The sequence below is a fragment of the Microbacterium sp. genome (assembly GCF_047971895.1).
Classification (GTDB): domain Bacteria; phylum Actinomycetota; class Actinomycetes; order Actinomycetales; family Microbacteriaceae; genus Microbacterium.
The window spans coordinates 1-17,724 of sequence record NZ_JBKEAF010000011.1 but is presented as its reverse complement, the minus strand read 5'-3'; the positions used below and the strand labels follow the sequence as shown (position 1 = coordinate 17,724).

Annotated in this window: 21 protein-coding genes and 1 riboswitch; of the genes, 12 read left to right on the top strand and 9 right to left on the bottom strand. The window is 70.2% G+C overall.

Features of this window, described 5'->3' with window-relative positions; all coding sequences use genetic code 11:
• From ACK5IN_RS01725 to ACK5IN_RS01700, 6 genes are all read right to left on the bottom strand, one after another.
• Positions 1 to 381 (bottom strand): hypothetical protein (locus ACK5IN_RS01725; RefSeq protein WP_416894506.1); only part of this gene is annotated, 381 nt, incomplete at its 3' end.
• Positions 378 to 527: a hypothetical protein gene (locus ACK5IN_RS01720; protein WP_416894505.1), complete on the bottom strand. Its 150-nt coding sequence runs from the start codon at positions 525 to 527 to the stop codon at positions 378 to 380. The genes ACK5IN_RS01720 and ACK5IN_RS01725, both read right to left, overlap by 4 nt.
• Before the next feature lie 75 nt (positions 528 to 602).
• Positions 603 to 1,358 carry a response regulator transcription factor gene (locus tag ACK5IN_RS01715; protein WP_416894504.1) on the bottom strand — a complete coding sequence of 252 codons (756 nt, stop codon included), beginning with the start codon at positions 1,356 to 1,358 and terminating at the stop codon, positions 603 to 605.
• 47 nt (positions 1,359 to 1,405) lie between these two features.
• The gene (locus tag ACK5IN_RS01710; RefSeq protein WP_416894503.1) at positions 1,406 to 2,146 is read right to left on the bottom strand and encodes a hypothetical protein; all 741 of its coding nucleotides are present in this window, start codon (positions 2,144 to 2,146) and stop codon (positions 1,406 to 1,408) included.
• 12 nt (positions 2,147 to 2,158) lie between these two features.
• Complete coding sequence (locus ACK5IN_RS01705) at positions 2,159 to 3,196, bottom strand: linear amide C-N hydrolase (protein WP_416894502.1); 1,038 nt, start codon at positions 3,194 to 3,196, stop codon at positions 2,159 to 2,161.
• Between the two features lie 21 nt (positions 3,197 to 3,217).
• Entirely contained in the window at positions 3,218 to 3,469 is a 252-nt protein-coding gene (locus tag ACK5IN_RS01700; RefSeq protein ID WP_416894501.1) for a hypothetical protein, read from the bottom strand.
• Between the two features lie 481 nt (positions 3,470 to 3,950).
• Between ACK5IN_RS01700 and ACK5IN_RS01695 the strand changes: the two genes are divergently transcribed.
• The 7 genes from ACK5IN_RS01695 (at position 3,951) to ACK5IN_RS01665 (ending at position 10,321) form a co-directional block, all read left to right on the top strand.
• Positions 3,951 to 5,351, top strand: a complete 1,401-nt coding sequence (locus ACK5IN_RS01695; protein ID WP_416894500.1) for a glutamate decarboxylase — start codon at positions 3,951 to 3,953, stop codon at positions 5,349 to 5,351.
• A gap of 92 nt (positions 5,352 to 5,443) precedes the next feature.
• The gene (locus ACK5IN_RS01690; protein WP_416894499.1) at positions 5,444 to 6,151 is read left to right on the top strand and encodes a hypothetical protein; all 708 of its coding nucleotides are present in this window, start codon (positions 5,444 to 5,446) and stop codon (positions 6,149 to 6,151) included.
• Between the two features lie 17 nt (positions 6,152 to 6,168).
• The gene (locus ACK5IN_RS01685; protein ID WP_416894498.1) at positions 6,169 to 6,348 is read left to right on the top strand and encodes a hypothetical protein; all 180 of its coding nucleotides are present in this window, start codon (positions 6,169 to 6,171) and stop codon (positions 6,346 to 6,348) included.
• A complete protein-coding gene (locus ACK5IN_RS01680; protein ID WP_416894497.1) occupies positions 6,345 to 7,019 on the top strand; it encodes a GAP family protein in 675 nt (224 codons plus the stop codon). Before ACK5IN_RS01685 ends, ACK5IN_RS01680 begins: the two co-directional genes overlap by 4 nt.
• 16 nt (positions 7,020 to 7,035) lie before the next feature.
• Entirely contained in the window at positions 7,036 to 7,305 is a 270-nt protein-coding gene (locus ACK5IN_RS01675; RefSeq protein ID WP_416894496.1) for a hypothetical protein, read from the top strand.
• Positions 7,306 to 7,328: 23 nt separating this feature from the next.
• A complete protein-coding gene (locus ACK5IN_RS01670) occupies positions 7,329 to 8,216 on the top strand; it encodes a multidrug DMT transporter permease (protein ID WP_416894495.1) in 888 nt (295 codons plus the stop codon).
• Positions 8,213 to 10,321, top strand: a complete 2,109-nt coding sequence (locus ACK5IN_RS01665) for an FUSC family protein (RefSeq protein WP_416894494.1) — start codon at positions 8,213 to 8,215, stop codon at positions 10,319 to 10,321. Before ACK5IN_RS01670 ends, ACK5IN_RS01665 begins: the two co-directional genes overlap by 4 nt.
• Here ACK5IN_RS01665 and ACK5IN_RS01660 read toward each other — a convergent pair.
• Positions 10,255 to 11,037: a tyrosine-protein phosphatase gene (locus ACK5IN_RS01660; protein WP_416894493.1), complete on the bottom strand. Its 783-nt coding sequence runs from the start codon at positions 11,035 to 11,037 to the stop codon at positions 10,255 to 10,257. The genes ACK5IN_RS01665 and ACK5IN_RS01660 overlap by 67 nt on opposite strands.
• Positions 11,038 to 11,135: 98 nt before the next feature.
• On the bottom strand, positions 11,136 to 12,560 hold the full coding sequence (locus tag ACK5IN_RS01655; protein ID WP_416894492.1) for a D-alanyl-D-alanine carboxypeptidase family protein: 1,425 nt from the start codon (positions 12,558 to 12,560) through the stop codon (positions 11,136 to 11,138).
• A 31-nt stretch (positions 12,561 to 12,591) separates the two neighbouring features.
• Positions 12,592 to 12,700: riboswitch (TPP riboswitch) on the top strand.
• On the opposite strand from ACK5IN_RS01655, the gene ACK5IN_RS01650 reads away from it, so the two are divergent.
• From ACK5IN_RS01650 to ACK5IN_RS01640, 3 genes are all read left to right on the top strand, one after another.
• A complete protein-coding gene (locus ACK5IN_RS01650; RefSeq protein ID WP_416894491.1) occupies positions 12,693 to 13,307 on the top strand; it encodes an ECF transporter S component in 615 nt (204 codons plus the stop codon). (Overlaps the previous riboswitch by 8 nt.)
• A gap of 6 nt (positions 13,308 to 13,313) precedes the next feature.
• Complete coding sequence (locus ACK5IN_RS01645; protein WP_416894490.1) at positions 13,314 to 14,756, top strand: ABC transporter ATP-binding protein; 1,443 nt, start codon at positions 13,314 to 13,316, stop codon at positions 14,754 to 14,756.
• A 20-nt stretch (positions 14,757 to 14,776) separates the two neighbouring features.
• Complete coding sequence (locus ACK5IN_RS01640) at positions 14,777 to 15,529, top strand: energy-coupling factor transporter transmembrane component T family protein (protein ID WP_416894507.1); 753 nt, start codon at positions 14,777 to 14,779, stop codon at positions 15,527 to 15,529.
• Between the two features lie 12 nt (positions 15,530 to 15,541).
• Here ACK5IN_RS01640 and ACK5IN_RS01635 read toward each other — a convergent pair whose 3' ends face one another.
• Entirely contained in the window at positions 15,542 to 15,886 is a 345-nt protein-coding gene (locus ACK5IN_RS01635) for a DUF488 domain-containing protein (protein ID WP_416894489.1), read from the bottom strand.
• 218 nt (positions 15,887 to 16,104) lie between these two features.
• On the opposite strand from ACK5IN_RS01635, the gene ACK5IN_RS01630 reads away from it, so the two are divergent.
• Complete coding sequence (locus ACK5IN_RS01630; RefSeq protein ID WP_416894488.1) at positions 16,105 to 16,869, top strand: SDR family NAD(P)-dependent oxidoreductase; 765 nt, start codon at positions 16,105 to 16,107, stop codon at positions 16,867 to 16,869.
• A partial coding sequence (locus tag ACK5IN_RS01625; protein WP_416894487.1) for an enoyl-CoA hydratase/isomerase family protein occupies positions 16,866 to 17,724 on the top strand: 859 nt, incomplete at its 3' end. The genes ACK5IN_RS01630 and ACK5IN_RS01625, both read left to right, overlap by 4 nt.

Genomic DNA, 17,724 nt, shown 5'->3' with positions numbered 1-17,724 from the left:
GATGCGGTCCTCCAGACGCTTGGCGTGGCTGAGTGCCCCCGGCTCGTCGCCGCTCATGCGCGAGGCCAGGATGTGCACGAGCGTCGTCAGGTCGAGCTCGTCCGGATCGGCCGTGCGGGCGTTGGGGACGGTGCCGAGCGGACGGAACGGGCGGATCGTGCGGGCGAGCACCGGGGTCATCGGGTGCAGCGCCCGCAGGATCGGGTGCCGCTCGAGCACGCCACTGGGCAGTGAGACCAGAGCGCGGCACATCAGCTCGTAGTGCGTGTTGTACAGCGGCCAGACGTTGCACACGATCGCCGTCGCGATCTCTTCTGCCCGGCCCCCGGCGATGGCGCGCTCCAGGTCTTCGCGTGCGACCCTCTCGTCGTTGACGTTCACGCCCACCCCCGCCACACATCATAGAGCGCGCACAGGTGCGGCTGCCCGTAGCGTTCGTCGAGGCTCCGCGCCGCATTCTCCACGTCGCTGGTCGCGCGCGAGGCTGCCAGCAGGGCGATGCCGATCTGGCCGAGCATGTCCGACACCCCGGCATCGGCGCCCGCCCGGGTCGTCCTGTCTCGTGCGGTGCGACACGGAGACTCCTTCCGGTGCGGGTGCGGTCAGTCGACCTCGAACGCGATCAGATGGAAACGCGAGGCGATCGCGATCGCCTCGTTGCGCGTCGAGCAGCCGAGCTTGCGGTACATGGACCGCAACTGGGACTTGATGGTGTTCGGCGAGACGTGGAACGCGGCCGCGATGTCGGCGGTCGTCGCGTGTGCCGACAGGGCGTTGAGCACCCGCAGCTCGCCGCCGGTGAGCGTCGGTCGACGCTGCATCTCGACGTGGGCCAGCCCCGCGGTGGTCCGGGTGAACGCGCGCGCCTCGGTGGCGTCGAGCCGGGCACGCACGAGCTCGATGAGGCGGGTCGGCGCCGTGGCCAGCAACCGGCGATGATGCCCCCGCTCGGCCAGTCGCGCGACCAGCGTCGCGGTGGCCCCGTCGATCGTGTCGCTGCGGCTCGCATCGAGCCACGCCGCCAGCAGCTGGGCTTCTGCGCGCGGGCCGGGGCCGAGCTGCCGGTCCGACATCACGCTGTGCAGCGCAGCGGTCGCGGCGTCGAAGCGCGACTCCTGCAGTGCCAGGCGCACGCCTGCGAGGGTGGTCAGCACGCCCGCACCGGTGCCGGCCTCGACGATCGCGTGCGCCCGGGCGGGGTCGCCGAGCGACCGCAGCGCATCGATCATGGCCGCGCCGATGATGTCGGCGGCGAACGCGCCGTTCTGCGGTGGCTGCGTCTCCAGGCTCAGCTGCGCGATCTCGAGCGCCTCACCGGCACGGCGGCGGGCCAGCAGCCAGCGTGTCCGGGCCAGCACCGCGAACGGCCGCGCGAGCTGGATGCTGTCGTACGATTCCAGCCGCGTCAGCAGCTCTTCGGCTTCCGGGGCCAGCCGCTCGACCGCGATGAGGGCGGCGGCGGTGCGTTCGGTCGACTCGGACGAGGCTCGGTGCGCGGCGGTGGGGGCGGATGCTGCACCAGCTCGCCCAGCGCCTGCTCCGCGTCGCCGACCGAGCCGCGCAGCGCGTGGGCGAGGGCGATGCGGCCCAGCACGAGCCGTTCGGCATCCGGCTGGAGCGACAGCCGGCCGAGCTGTCGTGCGATGGAGAGCTCCAGCAGCGCGTGCGACGTCTCCCCGGCCGCCAGCAGGGTGGAGCCGATCTCATGGTGGTAGTACCAGATCGGCCCGTCGGTGCGTTCGTGCGATTCGATCTGCAGCTGCACGATACGGTCGCGCAGCCGTTGCGCGTAGGTCAGGGCTGCCGCGACATCCCCGCTGTAGCGGAACTCGATCATCTGCGCGAGCGTGAGCATGTCGACCTCGTCGGGGCTCACCGCCTGCGCGTCTTCGGGGGAGACGCGCGGGGTGAACGGGCGCGTGGTGCGTGCCAGCAGAGGAGTCATCGGGTGCAGCACGCGCAGGGTCGGATGCCACTCGAGCACGGTGCTGGGCAGCAGGGCGACCGCCGACTGCAGCAGGGCGAAGTGCGCGCTGTACAGTGGCCACACGTGGGTGGCCGCGCTCTGCGCGATGGTCTCTGCGTGCCCCGTCTCGAGCGCGTGGCGCAGTTCCCGCTCAGCGGTATCGGCGTCACTGAGATTCATGCCGCACCGCGGTCAGTTCGCGTCCGTGGTCACAGTCTTCCTGGCCGAGCCGAGCTGTTCCACCATGTCGAGCGTGAGGAAGCGCAGCTGCCGTCCCTCCTCGAACGCGCCGCCGACATTGCCAGCGACCCCTCCCTGGATGGCGAGCTTCGTGCCGAGGTCGAGCACCGTCTCGGGCGCACCTTCGCTGAAGTCGAGATCGTCGAGGTCGACCCACACGACGTTCGGGTGCGTCGTCGACTCGAACACGTAGCGTCTGCGGGTCAGGTCGAGCACCACCTGCCAGATCGTCTGCGACGCGTCGGGCTTGCCCGGCTCGGGTAGGCGGAACGGCTGCGCCGCATTCCGGATGACGCTGAACATCGACGCGATGGCCTGCACCTGCGAGGTCGGCTCGGGCAGCCGATCGACGTAGAACGACGCCCGGGCGAATCGATCGGTGGCCAGTGTGCTGCCCAGCAGCGGCGTGTCGCCGCCGAAGCCTTCGACCTGCGCGAGCAGTCGCAGCTGATCGTCGTACTTCGGCGAGTTCGTCATGACACGGTACGAACGGTCGTGGTGCAGCTCGAGTGCCCCGTCGATGTACTCGATGATCGCCGAGTCGCCGGTGGCATCGTCGAGCGCGAGGTGGATCGCCGGCACGTCGCCGCTGGCCGGGTCGGCCAGTTGCACGACCTGCACGTCGGTCTCTCTGACCCACGCGACCGCCTCGGCGACAGTCGCGAAGTTGTCGAGGAAGTACTGCAGCCACACCGCCTGGCTGAGCGCCGGACGCGACGGGTCACGATCGCCGTAGACGGACTCGGCCAGCCACAGCACATGCCCGGCCAGCCCCGCCTCGTTGAGGCCGTCGACCGAGATCATGTCGAACGCCGTGGCGACCACGCTGCCGTACGCCGCGATCCAGCGGAGCTCCCCGCGCACGCCGTCGTCACGCTCGACGCCGCGCGGCAGCTTCCAGAGGTTCGTGGCGAGGTCGCGGCGGTAGTCCATGTTCCTGCCGACGATGACGGCGCCGGCGGCGTCGGGCCAGACGACTCGAGTACACATGTCTGCCTACTTCTTGTCTGTCTACTTCTTGCTGCTCTTGCGGGGACGGAACCACGGGAACAGCGACCCGATCACGACCCCGGCGATGAGGATGGCGAGGAACCAGCCCCACGCGGGCATGGTGAACTGGAGGAAGAGGAAGCGCAGCGTCGCGTGCTCGACGTTCGAGAACACGAACACGAGCGCCGCGATCGCGATAATGATCGCGGTGAGCGCCTTGCCGCTGACGGCAGGCTTCTTCTCATCGGATCCGGTGGTCTGCGGGTCGGTCATCGCGGGCTCCTTGCGGGTGTCTGTGATCGGGAGACTACTCTCACGCGGGCGCGCGGGACGAGTGGATGAGTATAGGGTGACGTATCGGGTTATACGACGAACGAAGCCACGGGCGATTTCCCTGACCGTAGAAGGAGCGTTCCACGGGGGCGGAATAGTCTCGCCATAGAGGACGACAGGCCGGGGCCCCGTTCGGAAATTCGAGAGTGGGGGAGTATCCGCGTGACATCGCGAAGCCGACGACGCGGCGGGGCACGCAACGCGACGTTGCACCCGCAGACCGTGATCCGGATATCCTCCTCCAGGCCAGGAGCATCAGGGCGAAGTCCGGCTGGAGGCACATCTACGGGCCGATCGACCTCGACCGTAGGGGCAGCATCGATAAGCTCTACCTCCCGCCGATCGTCGTCTAGGAGGTCGGAGAAGGCATCCACTCCCTCGTCCATCTGGACATCACAGACATTCGACAACTGGAGGAAGAATGACAAACAAGAGTAAGGCCCGGCAGACGACCAACATCGACCCAACGCTCGACATCAACCCGGTCTTCACTCGCCCCGGCGAGGCGACGTTGTTGCCGAAGTTCACGTTCCCCGACGACGAGATGCTGCCGCAGACCGCATACCAGATCGTCCATGACGAATCGATCCTGGATGGCAACTCGCGGCTGAACCTCGCGACGTTCGTCTCCACGTGGATGGACGACGAGGCCAAGCAGCTCTACATCGAGTCGGCCGACAAGAACATGATCGACAAGGACGAGTACCCCGCCACCGCGGCGATCGAAGAGCGCTGCTGGCGGATGCTCGGCGACCTGTGGCACGTGCCGAACGCGGACGACACCATCGGCACGTCGACCATCGGCTCGTCCGAGGCGTGCATGCTCGGCGGGCTCGCGCTCAAGCGCCTGTGGCAGGAGAAGCGCAAGGCCGAGGGCAAGCCCTACGACAAGCCGAACCTCATCATGTCGGCCGCGGTGCAGGTCGTGTGGGAGAAGTTCTGCGAGTACTGGGACGTCGAGCCCCGCTACGTGCCCTGCACGCGGGACCACATGTTCCTGGACGGCTATGAGCTCGAGAAGTACGTCGACGAGAACACCATCGGCGTCGTCGTCATCATGGGGCAGACCTTCACGGGTGCCTACGAGCCGGTGACCGAGGTCGCCAGCAAGCTCGATGAGATCCAGGCGAACACCGGTCTCGACGTCAAGATTCACGTCGACGGCGCATCCGGTGCGATGATCGCACCGTTCTGCCAGCCTGACCTCGTCTGGGACTTCCAGGTCGACCGCGTCAACTCGATCAGCACCTCGGGCCATAAGTACGGCCTCGTGTACCCGGGTGTCGGCTGGGTAGTGTGGCGCAGCAAGGCCGTCATGCCCGAGAGCCTGATCTTCCATGTCAGCTACCTCGGCGGCGACATGCCGACCCTGGCGCTGAACTTCTCGCGCCCCGGTGCGCAGGTGCTGCTGCAGTACTACCAGTTCCTGCGTCTGGGCCGGGAGGGCTACCGTGCCGTCCAGCAGAACTCGCTGGATGTCGCGCAGTACCTCTCCGCCGGCATCGCCGAGATGCCGCAGTTCGAGCTCGTCACCAAGGGCGACACCATCCCGGTGTTCGCGTGGATCCAGAAGGACCCGGGCAGCAAGAAGTGGAGCCTGTACGACCTGGCGGACCGGCTGCGGATGAAGGGCTGGCTCGTGCCGGCGTACCCCATGGCCGACGACCTGTCGGACATGATCCTGCAACGCATCGTCGTGAAGGTCGGGCTGAGTAGGGACCTCGCGTCCGCGCTGCTGTCCGACATCAAGGGCGAGGTGCAGTACCTCGAGTCGCTCACGACGCCGCTGCCCGACAACGCGGGCTCGCACTTCCACCACTGATCGAACGTGAGCGTGGGGAGGATGTCGCACGGCGTCCTCCCCACGCCCATCGATAAAGTGGACGGCGGTCGGGTGACACGGGAGGGACACGGATGAACACGAGCGCGGACGCGCGCCCGGAAGGGCGCTCACGCAAGCCGCTCCTCATGCCGACGCTGACGAAGCAGTGCTGGAGCTTCATGATCGGCTCCAGCCTGTTCGCCCTCGCCTCGGCCCCGGGCCTCAGCGATACGCTCGGCGCCACGGGCTCGAACCTCCTCTGCTTCATCGGCGCCTGGTTCTTCACCGCCGCCGGACTCATGCAGCTGATCCTCAGCGGCGCGATCGCCGTGCCGGTCTCGTACCTCCCGGGCCAGATGGTGCGCGCCGAGTGGCTGACCGCGGCGACCCAGTCGTTCGGAACGGTCATGTTCAACGTCAGCACCACGGGCGCCCTGTACGCGCGGACCGTCGCCTCCGAAGAGCGGTTCGCATGGAACCCGGATGCCGGCGGCTCGGTCGCGTTCCTCGTCAGCGGTGTCCTCGCCTTCGTCGCCTACGCGCACGTCGCGCGGCTGTGGGACCCGGCGAGCACCGGCTGGTGGTCGGTGGTCATCAACTTCATCGGCTGCGTCGCATTCGGCGTCTCGGCCGTGGGCGCCTTCATCCTCCCCGACGGCAACTCGATCAGCGGGTCGCTGGCCAACTGGGGCACCTTCATCGGGGCGATCTGCTTCCTCCTCGCGTCGCTCGTGGTGCTGCCGGCGTGGAGTCGGCACAAGAAATCCGGGGTCGCTGACGCAGCCGCCGTCGCGAGTTGAGCCGGGCCGGCCGTCACGTGTCCAGCGGCACCGTGGTCGACGTCGAATCGCGTGCGCTTCTCGTCGGTACCTTCGCCTTCGCTGGCAGCGCCTTGGTCGTGCTGTTGGGCGTCCTGCTCGCATACGTCGGCGTGGTCCCCGTCGACCGCTTCTTCCCGCTGCACAACACCGTGGCCACCGACATGTCGAGGTCATGATGCTCGCACTCCTCGCCGACCTGCTCACCCTGGGCATCGCCATCGCGATCAGCCCGCTCACGATCGTCGCCGTCATCCTCATGGCGACGTCCGGGAAGGGGCGCACCAACGGCACCGCCTTCATCCTCGGCTGCTACCTGTTCGCGATCGTGCTGGTCGGCGGTCTCGTGGCGCTGGGGCGCGGTGCCGGGACGGACGACGCGGACTCGGGGCCGAACCTGTTCGTCGACGGTGTCGAGATCGTGCTCGGGATCGTGCTGCTGGTCATGGCGGTGCTGCAGTGGCGCAAACGCTCGGATCACAGCACGCCCAAGTGGATGGCGAGCCTCGACAGCATGAACGTCGTCAAGGCGTTCACGCTCGGCGTGCTGATCTCGGGCCCGCTCTCGCCCAAGGACCTGCCGCTGCTGGTCGCCGCGGGCGGTCGCATCTCGCAGTCGGCGCTGCCGGTCGAGCAGATCGTCGCGGTCATCCTCGTCTTCGGGGTCATCGGCGTCGCGGCGGCGGCCATCCCGTGGCTCATCAGCGTCGTCTCCCCGACCAAGGTCGAGGTGCGCCTGACGGGGCTGCGCACGTGGCTGGTGACCAACCACGCGGTCATCATGACCGTGCTGTTCATCATCTTGGGATTCAAGCTGATCGGGTCGGGCGTCGCCGACCTGGTACGCTGAGAGCGAGATCGGTGCGATGTCGGTGGAACTGCTGCTCGCCCTCGTCGCCGGGGTGATCATCATCGTCCTAGCCAACGTGCTCCCTGCGGGCGCGGGCGTCGCACGAGGTTCTCACGTTCGAGCTCACCGTCGTGCGCGTCCAGCGCAGCCGGCTGAACGCCCTCGCGCGGTCGGGAAGATTCAGCACGCCCGCATGCGCTATGCCATCAACCGCATGCGCTCTGTCATCAACGAGTTGGACGCGTACGCGATCAGTGTCAAGCTCCATCTAGAAGGCGAGGTCTGACAATGGAACTTGGTTCGCTACCGGTGGCAGGAATCGGCCTCGCCGTGGCGTCGGCCGCCGCACTGGCGCTGGGGAACCTGCTGCAGGGGCGCGGCGTCCGGGAGATCGAGGAGGGCGCCACGCGCGGCGCGTCCGGATCGAAGGCCGGCAACCTCGTTCGCAACCACGTGTGGCTTCTCGGGGCCACACTGCTGGTCGTCGCAATCCTGCTGCAGATGGGCAGTCTCGCATTCGCGCCGCTCATGGTGGTGCAGCCCATCGGGGTGAGTGCGCTCGTGTTCACGGTGCTGCTGACGGCGATCATCGCCAAGCGTCGGCCGACGGCGGCCGTGCTGCGCGCGATCGGTATCTGCGTGCTGGGCGTGGCCGCCTTCGTCACGGTCGCAGCCCTGGTCAGCACCCAGTCGGCGATCACCAGCGGCCAGCTCATCGCCGTGCTGGCCGCGCTCACCGCGGTGCTGATCGTCACCGGCGTCATGCTGTGGGCCGCGCGCACCCACCCGGTCCCGCCCGTGGCGTGGGTGCTGCTCGGCGGGGTCTACTCGGCGTTCGTCGCGACCCTCGGCAAGACGGTGATCCTTCGCATCCAGTCGTTCCTCCGTCTGCAGAAGTTCACGTTCGACCTGGCCAACCTGCTCACCTTCGTCTGCATCATCGGCATCGGTGTCGCCGGGGTGCTGTCGATCTACTTCGTACAGCGCGCGCACGCCACCAACCGGCCCGAGGTCGTCATCGCGGGGCTGACCGTCGTCGACCCGGCGATTGCCGTCGTGCTGGGCATCACGATCCTCGGCGAGGCGAGCAAGGCGCCGGCCTGGGCCATCTTCGCGTTCATCGTGGCGGGTGCGGTGGCCATCAGCGGCGTCTTCGCCCTCTCGAAGGCGGAGAGCGCCGACACGGAGATCGTATGAGCCGCGTCCTGGATGACTCCGCCACCTGGGTCCGCGCGCTGGCGCGCACCAACAAGGAACCGATCCCGTGGGATCGTGCGGTGCTCGCGGCGATCGGCATCGGCGTGCCGATCGGGGTAGGGCTCGTCTTCGCCGGCCACTCGGCGACGGCCGTCGGGCTCGGATCGCTCGCGTCGATGGGCGCGCTCGCGGGCACGGTCGCCGACCGAGGAGACGCCGGTGTCGAGCGGGTGCGCCGCATCGTGCTGACCTCGGTGATCGCCACACTCGGCTTCGGCCTGGGCGCGTGGGTGCACGGGCACGCGATCGGCACGATGATCGCCGTCATCGCCGGTGCCGTGGTGTCGGGCTTTGCGGGAACGATCAGCCGATCGATGTCGATGGCGGGCCTGTACTTCATCATGTATGTGGTGACGGCGGCGAACGCCGACTTCGGGTTGCGTTCGTGGTGGATGGCCCCGCTCGTGTTCTTCTGTGGGGCGATGTGGCGGCTGAGTCTCACGGCGATCGTCGCCGCTCTGATCGGTGCGAAGCTCTCGCCCGAACGTCGCGAGGTCGCTGCGGTCTACACTGCGATCGCAGGCCATCTCGCGGCGTCGGGCACGAGCGCAGAGCGCGAGCAGTCGGCGGTGCTCACGCGGGCGCTGAACGACGCGTACGACATCCTCGTGGCAGCGCGCACCCGCACCACCGGGCTCGATGTGCGCTGGCAGAGCCTGGTGTCGCTGCTGAACGCGAGCGACACCGTCGTGGATGCCGTCACGGCCATCACCTCACGCAAGGAGCCGGTCGACGATGCCGCGCTGGTCTACCTGCGCGGCATCGCAGCCTGGATCAACGACCCGCGGCTCGATCCGCCACCCGCGCCCGACCTCACACGCGACGGGCCCGAGGCGACCGCGCTCGCCGACGCACTCGACTACGTCGCACGCGTCGTGGGGCGGGCGACGCTGGATAAGCGACGGCGGGCGGATGCGGCATCCGATCTCTCCCTTCCGGACGAACCCACCCTGAGGCAGGACATGGCCCGGGTCGGTCATGCGCTGCTGGCCGGTGGTCAGACCTGGCTGTCGGTGCTGCAGCTCGTGATCACGTTGGCGGTGGCGCAGGCCGTGTCGCTGGTGCTGAAGCTGGAGGACCCGTACCTGGTCATGGTGACGGTCGTCGTGGTCATGAAGCCCGACCTGGGGTCGGTCTTCGCGCGTGCCGTGCAGCGCGGCGGCGGCACGCTGGTCGGCGTCATCGTGGCCTCGCTCGTGATCGGGGTCGTGCCGCACGGGCCGTGGCAGCTGTTGCCGGTCGTGGCGGTGGCCGCGCTCATGCCCGTTGTCATGCCGCGCAACTATGGCCTGTACTCGGGAGTGAGCGCGGGCCTGGCGGTGCTGCTGGTGGAACTGCACGCCGACGCCAGTACGACGCTGGTGGAGACGCGACTGCTCGACACGCTGCTCGGCTGTGCCGTCGTCCTGCTGGTGGGCTACCTACCCTGGCCGTCGACGTGGCGCGTGCCGCAGCAGCTGGCCGCCCAGATCTCGGCGCTCGCACGGTCGGTGCGCGACTATGCGTCGGCGGCGCTGACCAGCACGTCGGCGATCGCCGGGGCCAGCACCGACGCCACCAACGCCCGCCGGGCGGCGTACCGGCGCATCACCGATGTGCGCGCCCGGGTGACCCAGGCCCTGGCTGAGCCTCCCGCCATCCGCAGCGTCGCCGCCTCGTGGACGCCGGAGATCTCAGCGCTCGAGGCGGTCGCCGACTCCATCACCGCGACCGCCGCCACCGCCGCGGCGTCCGACGCCTCGATCGATCAGGACGACATCGACCGCGTGTGCAGCGAGCTGGACAGCCTGGCCGACGCGATCGACGGGGCACACCTGCCTGCCGTCAGGGCGGCCTTCACGGGTGCGCTGGCCGACCTCGGCGATGCGCTGACATCCGCACGCGGTGCGCTCGTCTCGCGCGAGCGCATCGCGCACTCGCACCGACGCCGGCTGCGCGTGCACCTGCCGAAGCCCGCGGACACGGAGCAGGCGTCGGGTCAGCCCGCCACGCGTGTGCGCAAGGCGCCCAGCTCGTCGTCGGTGAGGCCACCCGACGCCAAGTAGCCGGCGGCGTCGCCGTGCTGTGCGTCGACCCAGTCCAGCGCCGCCTCGATCGCTCCCGGCGGCGTGCCGGTGAGCAGCGTGCGGAACGCTGGCGTCATCGGGATGCCGAACGACTCGACCATCTGCACCATGCCGTCGGCCCACGGCCCGGCGAGGTTGTCCTGCGACGAGGCGTAGTCGGCGACGACCGCCGCGCGCTCGGCGCCGGCGGCGCTGAGCATCAGCGCCGTGGCGATACCGGTGCGGTCCTTGCCGGCGGTGCAGTGCACCAGCACGGCGGTCGGTGGGTCGTCCGTCGAGGCGCCGACGAGCCGGGCGACCTCTGCGAACGCCGAGGCCCCGCTCTGCAAGATGCCGATGTACATCTGGTCCAGCGTCGGCAGCTGCGTCATCGCCGCGGCGACGGCCTCGGGTGACGGGGCGCTGCTGCCGAGGAAGTCCTTTGCCGTTTCGGCGACCGCGCCCTGCAGGATCGACAGGTCGAGCGTGCGGAACGGCCGGGACACGGGGATCGTGTCGGGTGCCGATGCGCGTTCCTGCGGTGTGCGGAAGTCGACGATCACGCCGATGTCGGTGGCCGCGAGCTGCTCTTCGCCCTTTGGCGTGAGGCCCCGCAGCGCGTCGGAGCGGAACAGCACACCGGGGCGGGAGGTCCCGCCGCCGGCGAGAGGCATTCCGCCGGTGTCGCGAAAGTTGTACAGTCCGTCGATGCTCATGACGACATCTTCGCGAACGGGCGGGACGACCCGCAGGGCGCGAGCGCGAAGTTCACCCGTCCGCTCACCCCTGTCTCACCGTACGAACCGGTGAGGGTTCACCGGTCGAGGCCGAAGAGCTCGACCGGGTGGGTGATGCGCCACCACGGACTCGGGCCCTCGACGTCGTCGGCGAGCCGCAGCTCGACCGACCGGCTGTCGAGCGGTCCGGTCACGGTCAAGGTGCCGGCGGCATCCCCTTTCTCGACCTTGTCGCCGAGGTTCAGGTCGATCGTCACCACCGGGGTGGCCTCGTTCCACAGCACGACGGCGGCATCGCCGGTCGCGATCACGTCGACGGTCTCGCCCCACGCGGTGGTGACCCGGCCCGCCGTGGTGCCTGCGGTGACCGCCGTCACCTCCTGCACCTCGCTCTCGAGCTGGGCGAAGAGGTCGCGCGTCGCGGCGAACCGCTCGTCCGAGGTGGGTTGGGCCAGCACCGTCGCGTACAGGCGCACCGGCGTCTCGCCGACGGTGATGTCTTTGACCGCCAGCAGCGTGTAGGTGTCGAGGGTACCGGTCTTCACGCCCACCACGCCTGGGTCGGCCAGCAGCTGATTGGTGTTCTGCACAAGCCCCGCACCCGGCAGCTCGACGGCCGGGATGGCGACGATCTCGGCGATCACGGGGTTGGCCAGAGCCTTGCGCGCGAGCGGAACGAGACTGCCCGCGTCGGACGTGTTGCGCGGGTCGAACCCGCTCGGGTCGGCGATCGTGATACCGGTGAGCCCGTGCGCGGCCAGATAGGCGGTGGCGGCGGCGGCGAACACCTCGTCGGTCGGCCAGATCGTCGACGCGAGCCGATCGGCGTAGTTGTTGGCCGACCCGATGAGGATGCCCTGCAGCAGCTGATACTCGGTGAGCGAGCCGCCCACCGGCACCTGCAGAGCAGACTGACCGCCGTAGATGTACTGCCAGTATTCGTTCTGGTCGGCGTACGTGAACGAGTACGACGGCCCCTGCTCGCCGAGGGCGAGCGGCAGCTCGTCGAGGATCAGCAGGGCCGTCACGACCTTGGTGATGCTGGCGATGGATGCGATGTCGGTCGCCGACGAGAGGGGTCCGCCGATGCCGTCGACCCCGACCGACGCGGTGCCCGTGCCGGGCCATACCGGGGTGGCCGCGGGGGCGGATGCGGGCTGCACCTGCACGGCGGCGAGCTCGGGCCGGACCGCGTGCAGCGGCCACAGCAGCGTCGCGGTGACATAGGCGACCACGACCAGTGCGACCAGCGTGATCGGCAGTACGGTCGCCGGGCGCACCGCCCCGGGCACGCGTTCGGCGGCCAGCAGGTCGGCGGCCTCGGGCGACGACGGGGCGGGTGCGGCGGCTGTGACGGCGTCGGTGCTCAGCCAGCCCAGAGCCGGCGTGCCGCGGGCCGGCGTGTTCTGACCCGGCGCGTCCAGTGCGACGGCGCCGGTCGTGGCGTGCAGCGAACGGCGAGACGCCACGGCGGCATCGGGCGCCGCATCGTCGATGGTCACCCGCCTACGCTACAACGCGGGCTATACTCGTCGCGTCAACCACGGGAGTCCGGTGTGCCGGGCTGAGAGGAAGCGAACACGCTTCGACCGTCGAACCTGATCCGGATCATGCCGGCGCAGGGAGGAGAGAGTATGCACGTATCCACGTCCGCCTCACGCGTGACCGGCCGCTTCCGCTGGCGGGTCGTCGACATCGTCGTGGCCAGCGTCATCGCGGTGGCCTGCGCGTTCGTCTTCTACGCCTGGAACATCGGCTACGAGGTGCCCAGCGCCCTGCTCAAGCCCCTGCTCCCCGGTCTGCAGGGGCTGCTGGCCGGCCCGTGGTTGCTGGCCGGCGTGCTCGGCGGGCTTGTCATCCGCAAGCCGGGCGCCGCGCTGTACACCGAGCTGGTCGCCGCGACCATCTCGGCGCTGATCGGCAACCAGTGGGGTCCGCTCACGATGGTGTCGGGCATCACGCAGGGACTGGGCGCCGAGCTCGTCTTCCTCGTGTTCCTGTACGGGGTGTGGCGCCTACCGGTCGCGGTGCTCGCGGGTGCCGGTGCGGGCCTGGCCTGCGGTATCACCGACCGCATCCTCTGGTATGCGGGCGCCGACACGCTGTTCACCGTCGTCTACATTGCCGCCACCACCGTCTCGGGAGCGGTCATCGCCGGCCTCGGCGGCTGGCTGCTGATGCGCGCCCTGGCCGCGACCGGCGCGCTCAGCAGGTTCGTCGCCGGACGCGACGTTGCCCGGCGTGTCTGAGCGGCTGTGACACGACCGACGCGCCTCGACGCGCGGGCGTGGGGCTGGCGCTACGCGACCCGCAACGCCTGGGCGCTGCGCGAGGTGGACGTGCGCATCGAGCCGGGCGAGCGGGTACTGCTGCTCGGCCCATCCGGCTCGGGCAAGTCGACCCTGCTGCACGGGCTGGCGGGCGTGCTCGGCGGGGCCGACGAGGGGGAGCACCACGGCGAGCTTCTCGTCGACGGTGTGCCGGCGGCCTCCGTTCGCGGCCGTGCCGGGCTCGTGCTGCAGGACCCCGACAGTCAGGCGATCCTCGCGCGCGTGGGCGACGATGTCGCGTTCGGATGCGAGAACCTGCGGGTGCCGCGGGCCGAGATCTGGTCGCGGGTGCGCGAGGCACTGGATGCCGTGGGCCTCGACGTCACGCTCGATCACCCGACCGCGGCGCTGTCGGGCGGCCAGAAGCAGCGCCTCGCGCTGGCCGGGGTGCTGGCGATGCGGCCCGGCGCGGTGCTGCTCGACGAGCCGACCGCGAACCTCGACCCCGCCGGGGTCGTGGAGGTGCGGGATGCCGTCGCCCGCGCCGTCGCCGCGTCCGGGGCGACGCTCGTGGTCATCGAGCACCGCATTGACACGTGGCTGCCGGTCGTCGACCGGGTCGTCGTGCTGGGCGCGGGCGGTGTGGTGGCCGACGGCCACCCGGCCCACGTGCTGGCCGCCCGCGGCGCGGAGCTCGCCCGCGCGGGGGTGTGGGTGCCGGGCCGCCCGCCCGCGGTACCGGCGCCGCCGGCCGCATCGCCCGGGGACGTGCTGTTGCGCGGGGAGCGGCTCGCCGTGTCCCGGCGCCGCGGGCAGCCGGTCGCCGGCCCGCTCGATCTCGAGGTGCGCGCGGGCGAGGTGCGGGGGATCGTCGGGCGCAACGGTGCGGGCAAGTCCACGCTCGGCCTCACCCTCGCGGGACTGCTGCCGCCCGAGACCGGCAGGGTCGTGGCAGCTGCTCGGCTCTCTGCCGGGCAGCCCGGCGACCCGATCTCGTGGCCCGCGCGGGCGCTGCTCACGCGCATCGGCACCGTGTTCCAGGAACCCGAGCATCAGCTGCTCGCGAAGACGGTGCGCGAAGAGCTGGCGGTCGGCCCGAAGGCGACGGGAATGGACGCCGCGGCCACCGCCGCGCGCGTTGACGATCTGCTGGTCCGGCTGCGCCTGAGCGCGCTCGCCGAGGCGAACCCGTTCACCCTGTCGGGGGGTGAGAAGCGGCGACTCACGGTCGCCGCGATGCTCGCCACCCGCCCGCAGGTCATCGTGCTCGACGAGCCCACGTTCGGACAGGACGCCCTGACGTGGGCACAGCTGGTCGCCATCATCGCGTCGTTGCGCGACGAAGGCGCCGCCGTGGTTGCCATCAGCCACGACGAGCAGGTGCTCGCGGCGCTACACGCGCGCCGCCTCGTGCTGGGGCGGCCGTGACCCCCGCCCCCGGGCGCGGCATGGTCGCCGGTCTGAACCCCGTCGCCAAGCTCGGCGCGTCGCTGCTGATCGCCGTGCCGCTGATCTTCACCATCGACCCGGTGTCGGCCGCCGTCGCGCTCGTGTTCGAGCTGCCTCTGCTGATGATGGCGGGCCTCACGCCGCGGCAGTTCTGGCTGCGCACGCTGCCGGTGTGGGCTGCGGCGCCTCTGGCCGCCCTGACCATCGCCCTGTACGGGGCGGCCGCGGGGGAGATGTATGTGCAGTGGTTCGTGGTGCAGATCAGCGAGGGGTCGCTGCTGCTGGCACTGGCGACACTGTTCCGGGTGCTCGCGATCGGACTGCCCGCCGTCGTGCTGTTCGCGACCGTCGACCCGACCGACCTCGCCGACGGGCTCGCGCAGCTTGTGCGCCTTCCGGCACGGTTCGTGCTCGGGGCCCTCGCCGGCATGCGGCTGCTCGGGTTGCTGGCCGACGACTGGCGGTCGCTCGCGCTCGCCCGCCGGGCCCGCGGGGTCGCCGACCGCGGTCGCGCACGCCGCGTGCTCGGCATGGCGTTCGCGCTGTTCGTGCTGTCGATCCGGCGGGGGTCCGCGCTCGCGGTGGCCATGGAGGCCCGCGGATTCGGGGCATCCCGTCACCGCACGTGGGCGCGGGTGTCACGGTTCGGCACCGGCGACGTGCTGCTGCTGGCGGCCGGTGCCGCGATCTCGGGCATCGCCGTCACTGTCGCGGTGCTCGTCGGGGCATGGAACCCGGTCCTCTCGGGGTGACCGGCCGTGCTGTCAGTCCTGCAGCTCCTCGCGCAGCAGCACCGCCTCGTTGTGCTCGACGTCGCGCGAGCCGAACAGCAGCGTGACGACGGGACGCTCCGCCACCGTGGCGCGCAGTTCGCCGACCGCGGGGTTCGCGGCCATCTCGCTGCGGTATGCCTTCGTGAACTGCGGCCACGTCATGCCCTCGTGATGGAACGCTGTGCGCAGCTCGTCGGAGGGGGCGACGTCCTTCGCCCACAGATCGAGCCGGGCCCGCTCCTTCGAGACGCCCCGCGGCCAGAGCCGGTCGACGAGCACACGGAACCCGTCGTCCTTGTCTGCGGGTTCGTAGACCCGCTTCACTTTCAGCTCCATGTCCCCAGTGTGCCCCGCTGTCGGCAATAACGCAGGCTCAGTGGATGCTGCGCGCCCACCGGGCCACGGAATTCCGGAGGGTTTTGCGTCCGCACCGATGCGAAGAGCCTGAGTTGTGGACAACCCACCGCCCGGCCCCGACGTGCCCTGGCGCTCCGTTCCGCATAGGCTGGCGCAGGATCCATGCGCGCGGTCCGACTGCTTTCGAAGGAGAACCAATGCACATCGACAGAGCTGTCGCCCTGGTCACCGGCGGGGCCAGCGGACTGGGACTGGCCACCGCCCGGCGCCTGGCGGCATCCGGCGCCGTCGTGACCATCGTCGACCTGCCGGGCTCGGCCGGGGCCGAGGTGGCCGCAGAGCTCGGCGGCATCTTCGCCCCGGCCGACGTCACGAGCGACGAGCAGGTGCGCGCCGCCGTCTCGGCGGCGGCGGCCCAGGGTCCCCTGCGCGTCGTCGTGAACTGCGCGGGCATCGCCCCGCCGGCCAAGGTGCTCGACCGCGATGGCAATCCGACGAGCCTCGCCGACTTCGAGAAGGTCGTTCGCATCAACCTCATCGGCACGTTCAACGTCACCTCGCAGGCCGCGGCCGCCATGGCAGCGACCGACCCCGACCCCGACAGCGGCGACCGCGGCGTCATCATCAGCACGGCCAGCGTCGCCGCGTTCGACGGACAGATCGGCCAGCCCGCTTACTCCGCCAGCAAGGGCGGCGTGCACGCCATGACCCTGCCGATCGCACGCGAGTTGGCACGCCACGCGATCCGTGTCTGCACGATCGCCCCCGGCATCATGGAGACCCCGATGCTCAAGGGCCTGCCCGAGGCGGCGCAGCAGTCGCTAGGCGAGCAGGTGCCGCACCCGTCGCGCCTCGGGCGGCCCGACGAGTATGCGGCCCTGGTCATGCACATCGTCGAGAACGGATATCTCAACGGCGAGACCATCCGTCTCGACGGTGCCATCAGAATGGCGCCGAAGTGAGCAGCGCCACGGGCGATCCGGATGGCACCTCGATGAGCGGGGCACCGCTCCTCGTCGACGTCGTAGGCGGCCTCGCCCGCCTGACGCTGAACCGCCCGAAGCGTATGAACGCGTTCGACAGCGAGCTCGCGCAGCAGTGGGCGCGCGTCACGACCGAGATCGTCGCGCGTGACGACGTCAAGGCGATCGTGGTGGATGCCGCAGGCCCGGCGTTCTGCGCCGGGGGCGACGTGCTCAGTATGGACCAGCAGATGGGCTCGGGTGCCGAGCTCACCACGTTAGCCACGGTGATCAACACCGGCATCCGCGCGCTCACGCAGTCGACGATCCCCGTGGTCGCCGCCGCGCACGGGACGACCGCCGGCGGCGGGCTTGGCATCCTGCTCTCCTCCGATTACGCCGTCGTCGGCGCGAACTCCAAGATCGGCAGCCTCTACGCCAATATCGGCCTCACCCCCGACCTGTCGGTCAGCGCCCACCTCGCCCGCGCCGTCGGCGAACGCCGGGCGCTGCAGCTCGTGCTGCAGGACCGCATGCTCACCGCGCCCGAAGCGCTCGAGTGGGGGCTGGTCGCCGAGGTCGTCGAGGGAGAGGATGCCGCGGCCACCGCCGATGCCGTCCGCGCCCGCGCCGACGAGATCGCCCGATTCTGGATCGACGGCGCCGCGCGCGCCTACGGGCAGGCCAAGCGCATCGTGCGCGAGGACCGCGACCGCACGTTCGCCGCGCAGCTGACCACCGAGGCGCACACGATCGGTGCCGCCTTCGACACCCCCGACGCGCAGGCGCGGATCGCGGCGTTCGCCGCGGCATCCGCCCGCCGTTCCCAGCCGTCCGCACCCCCGCAGGAGACCG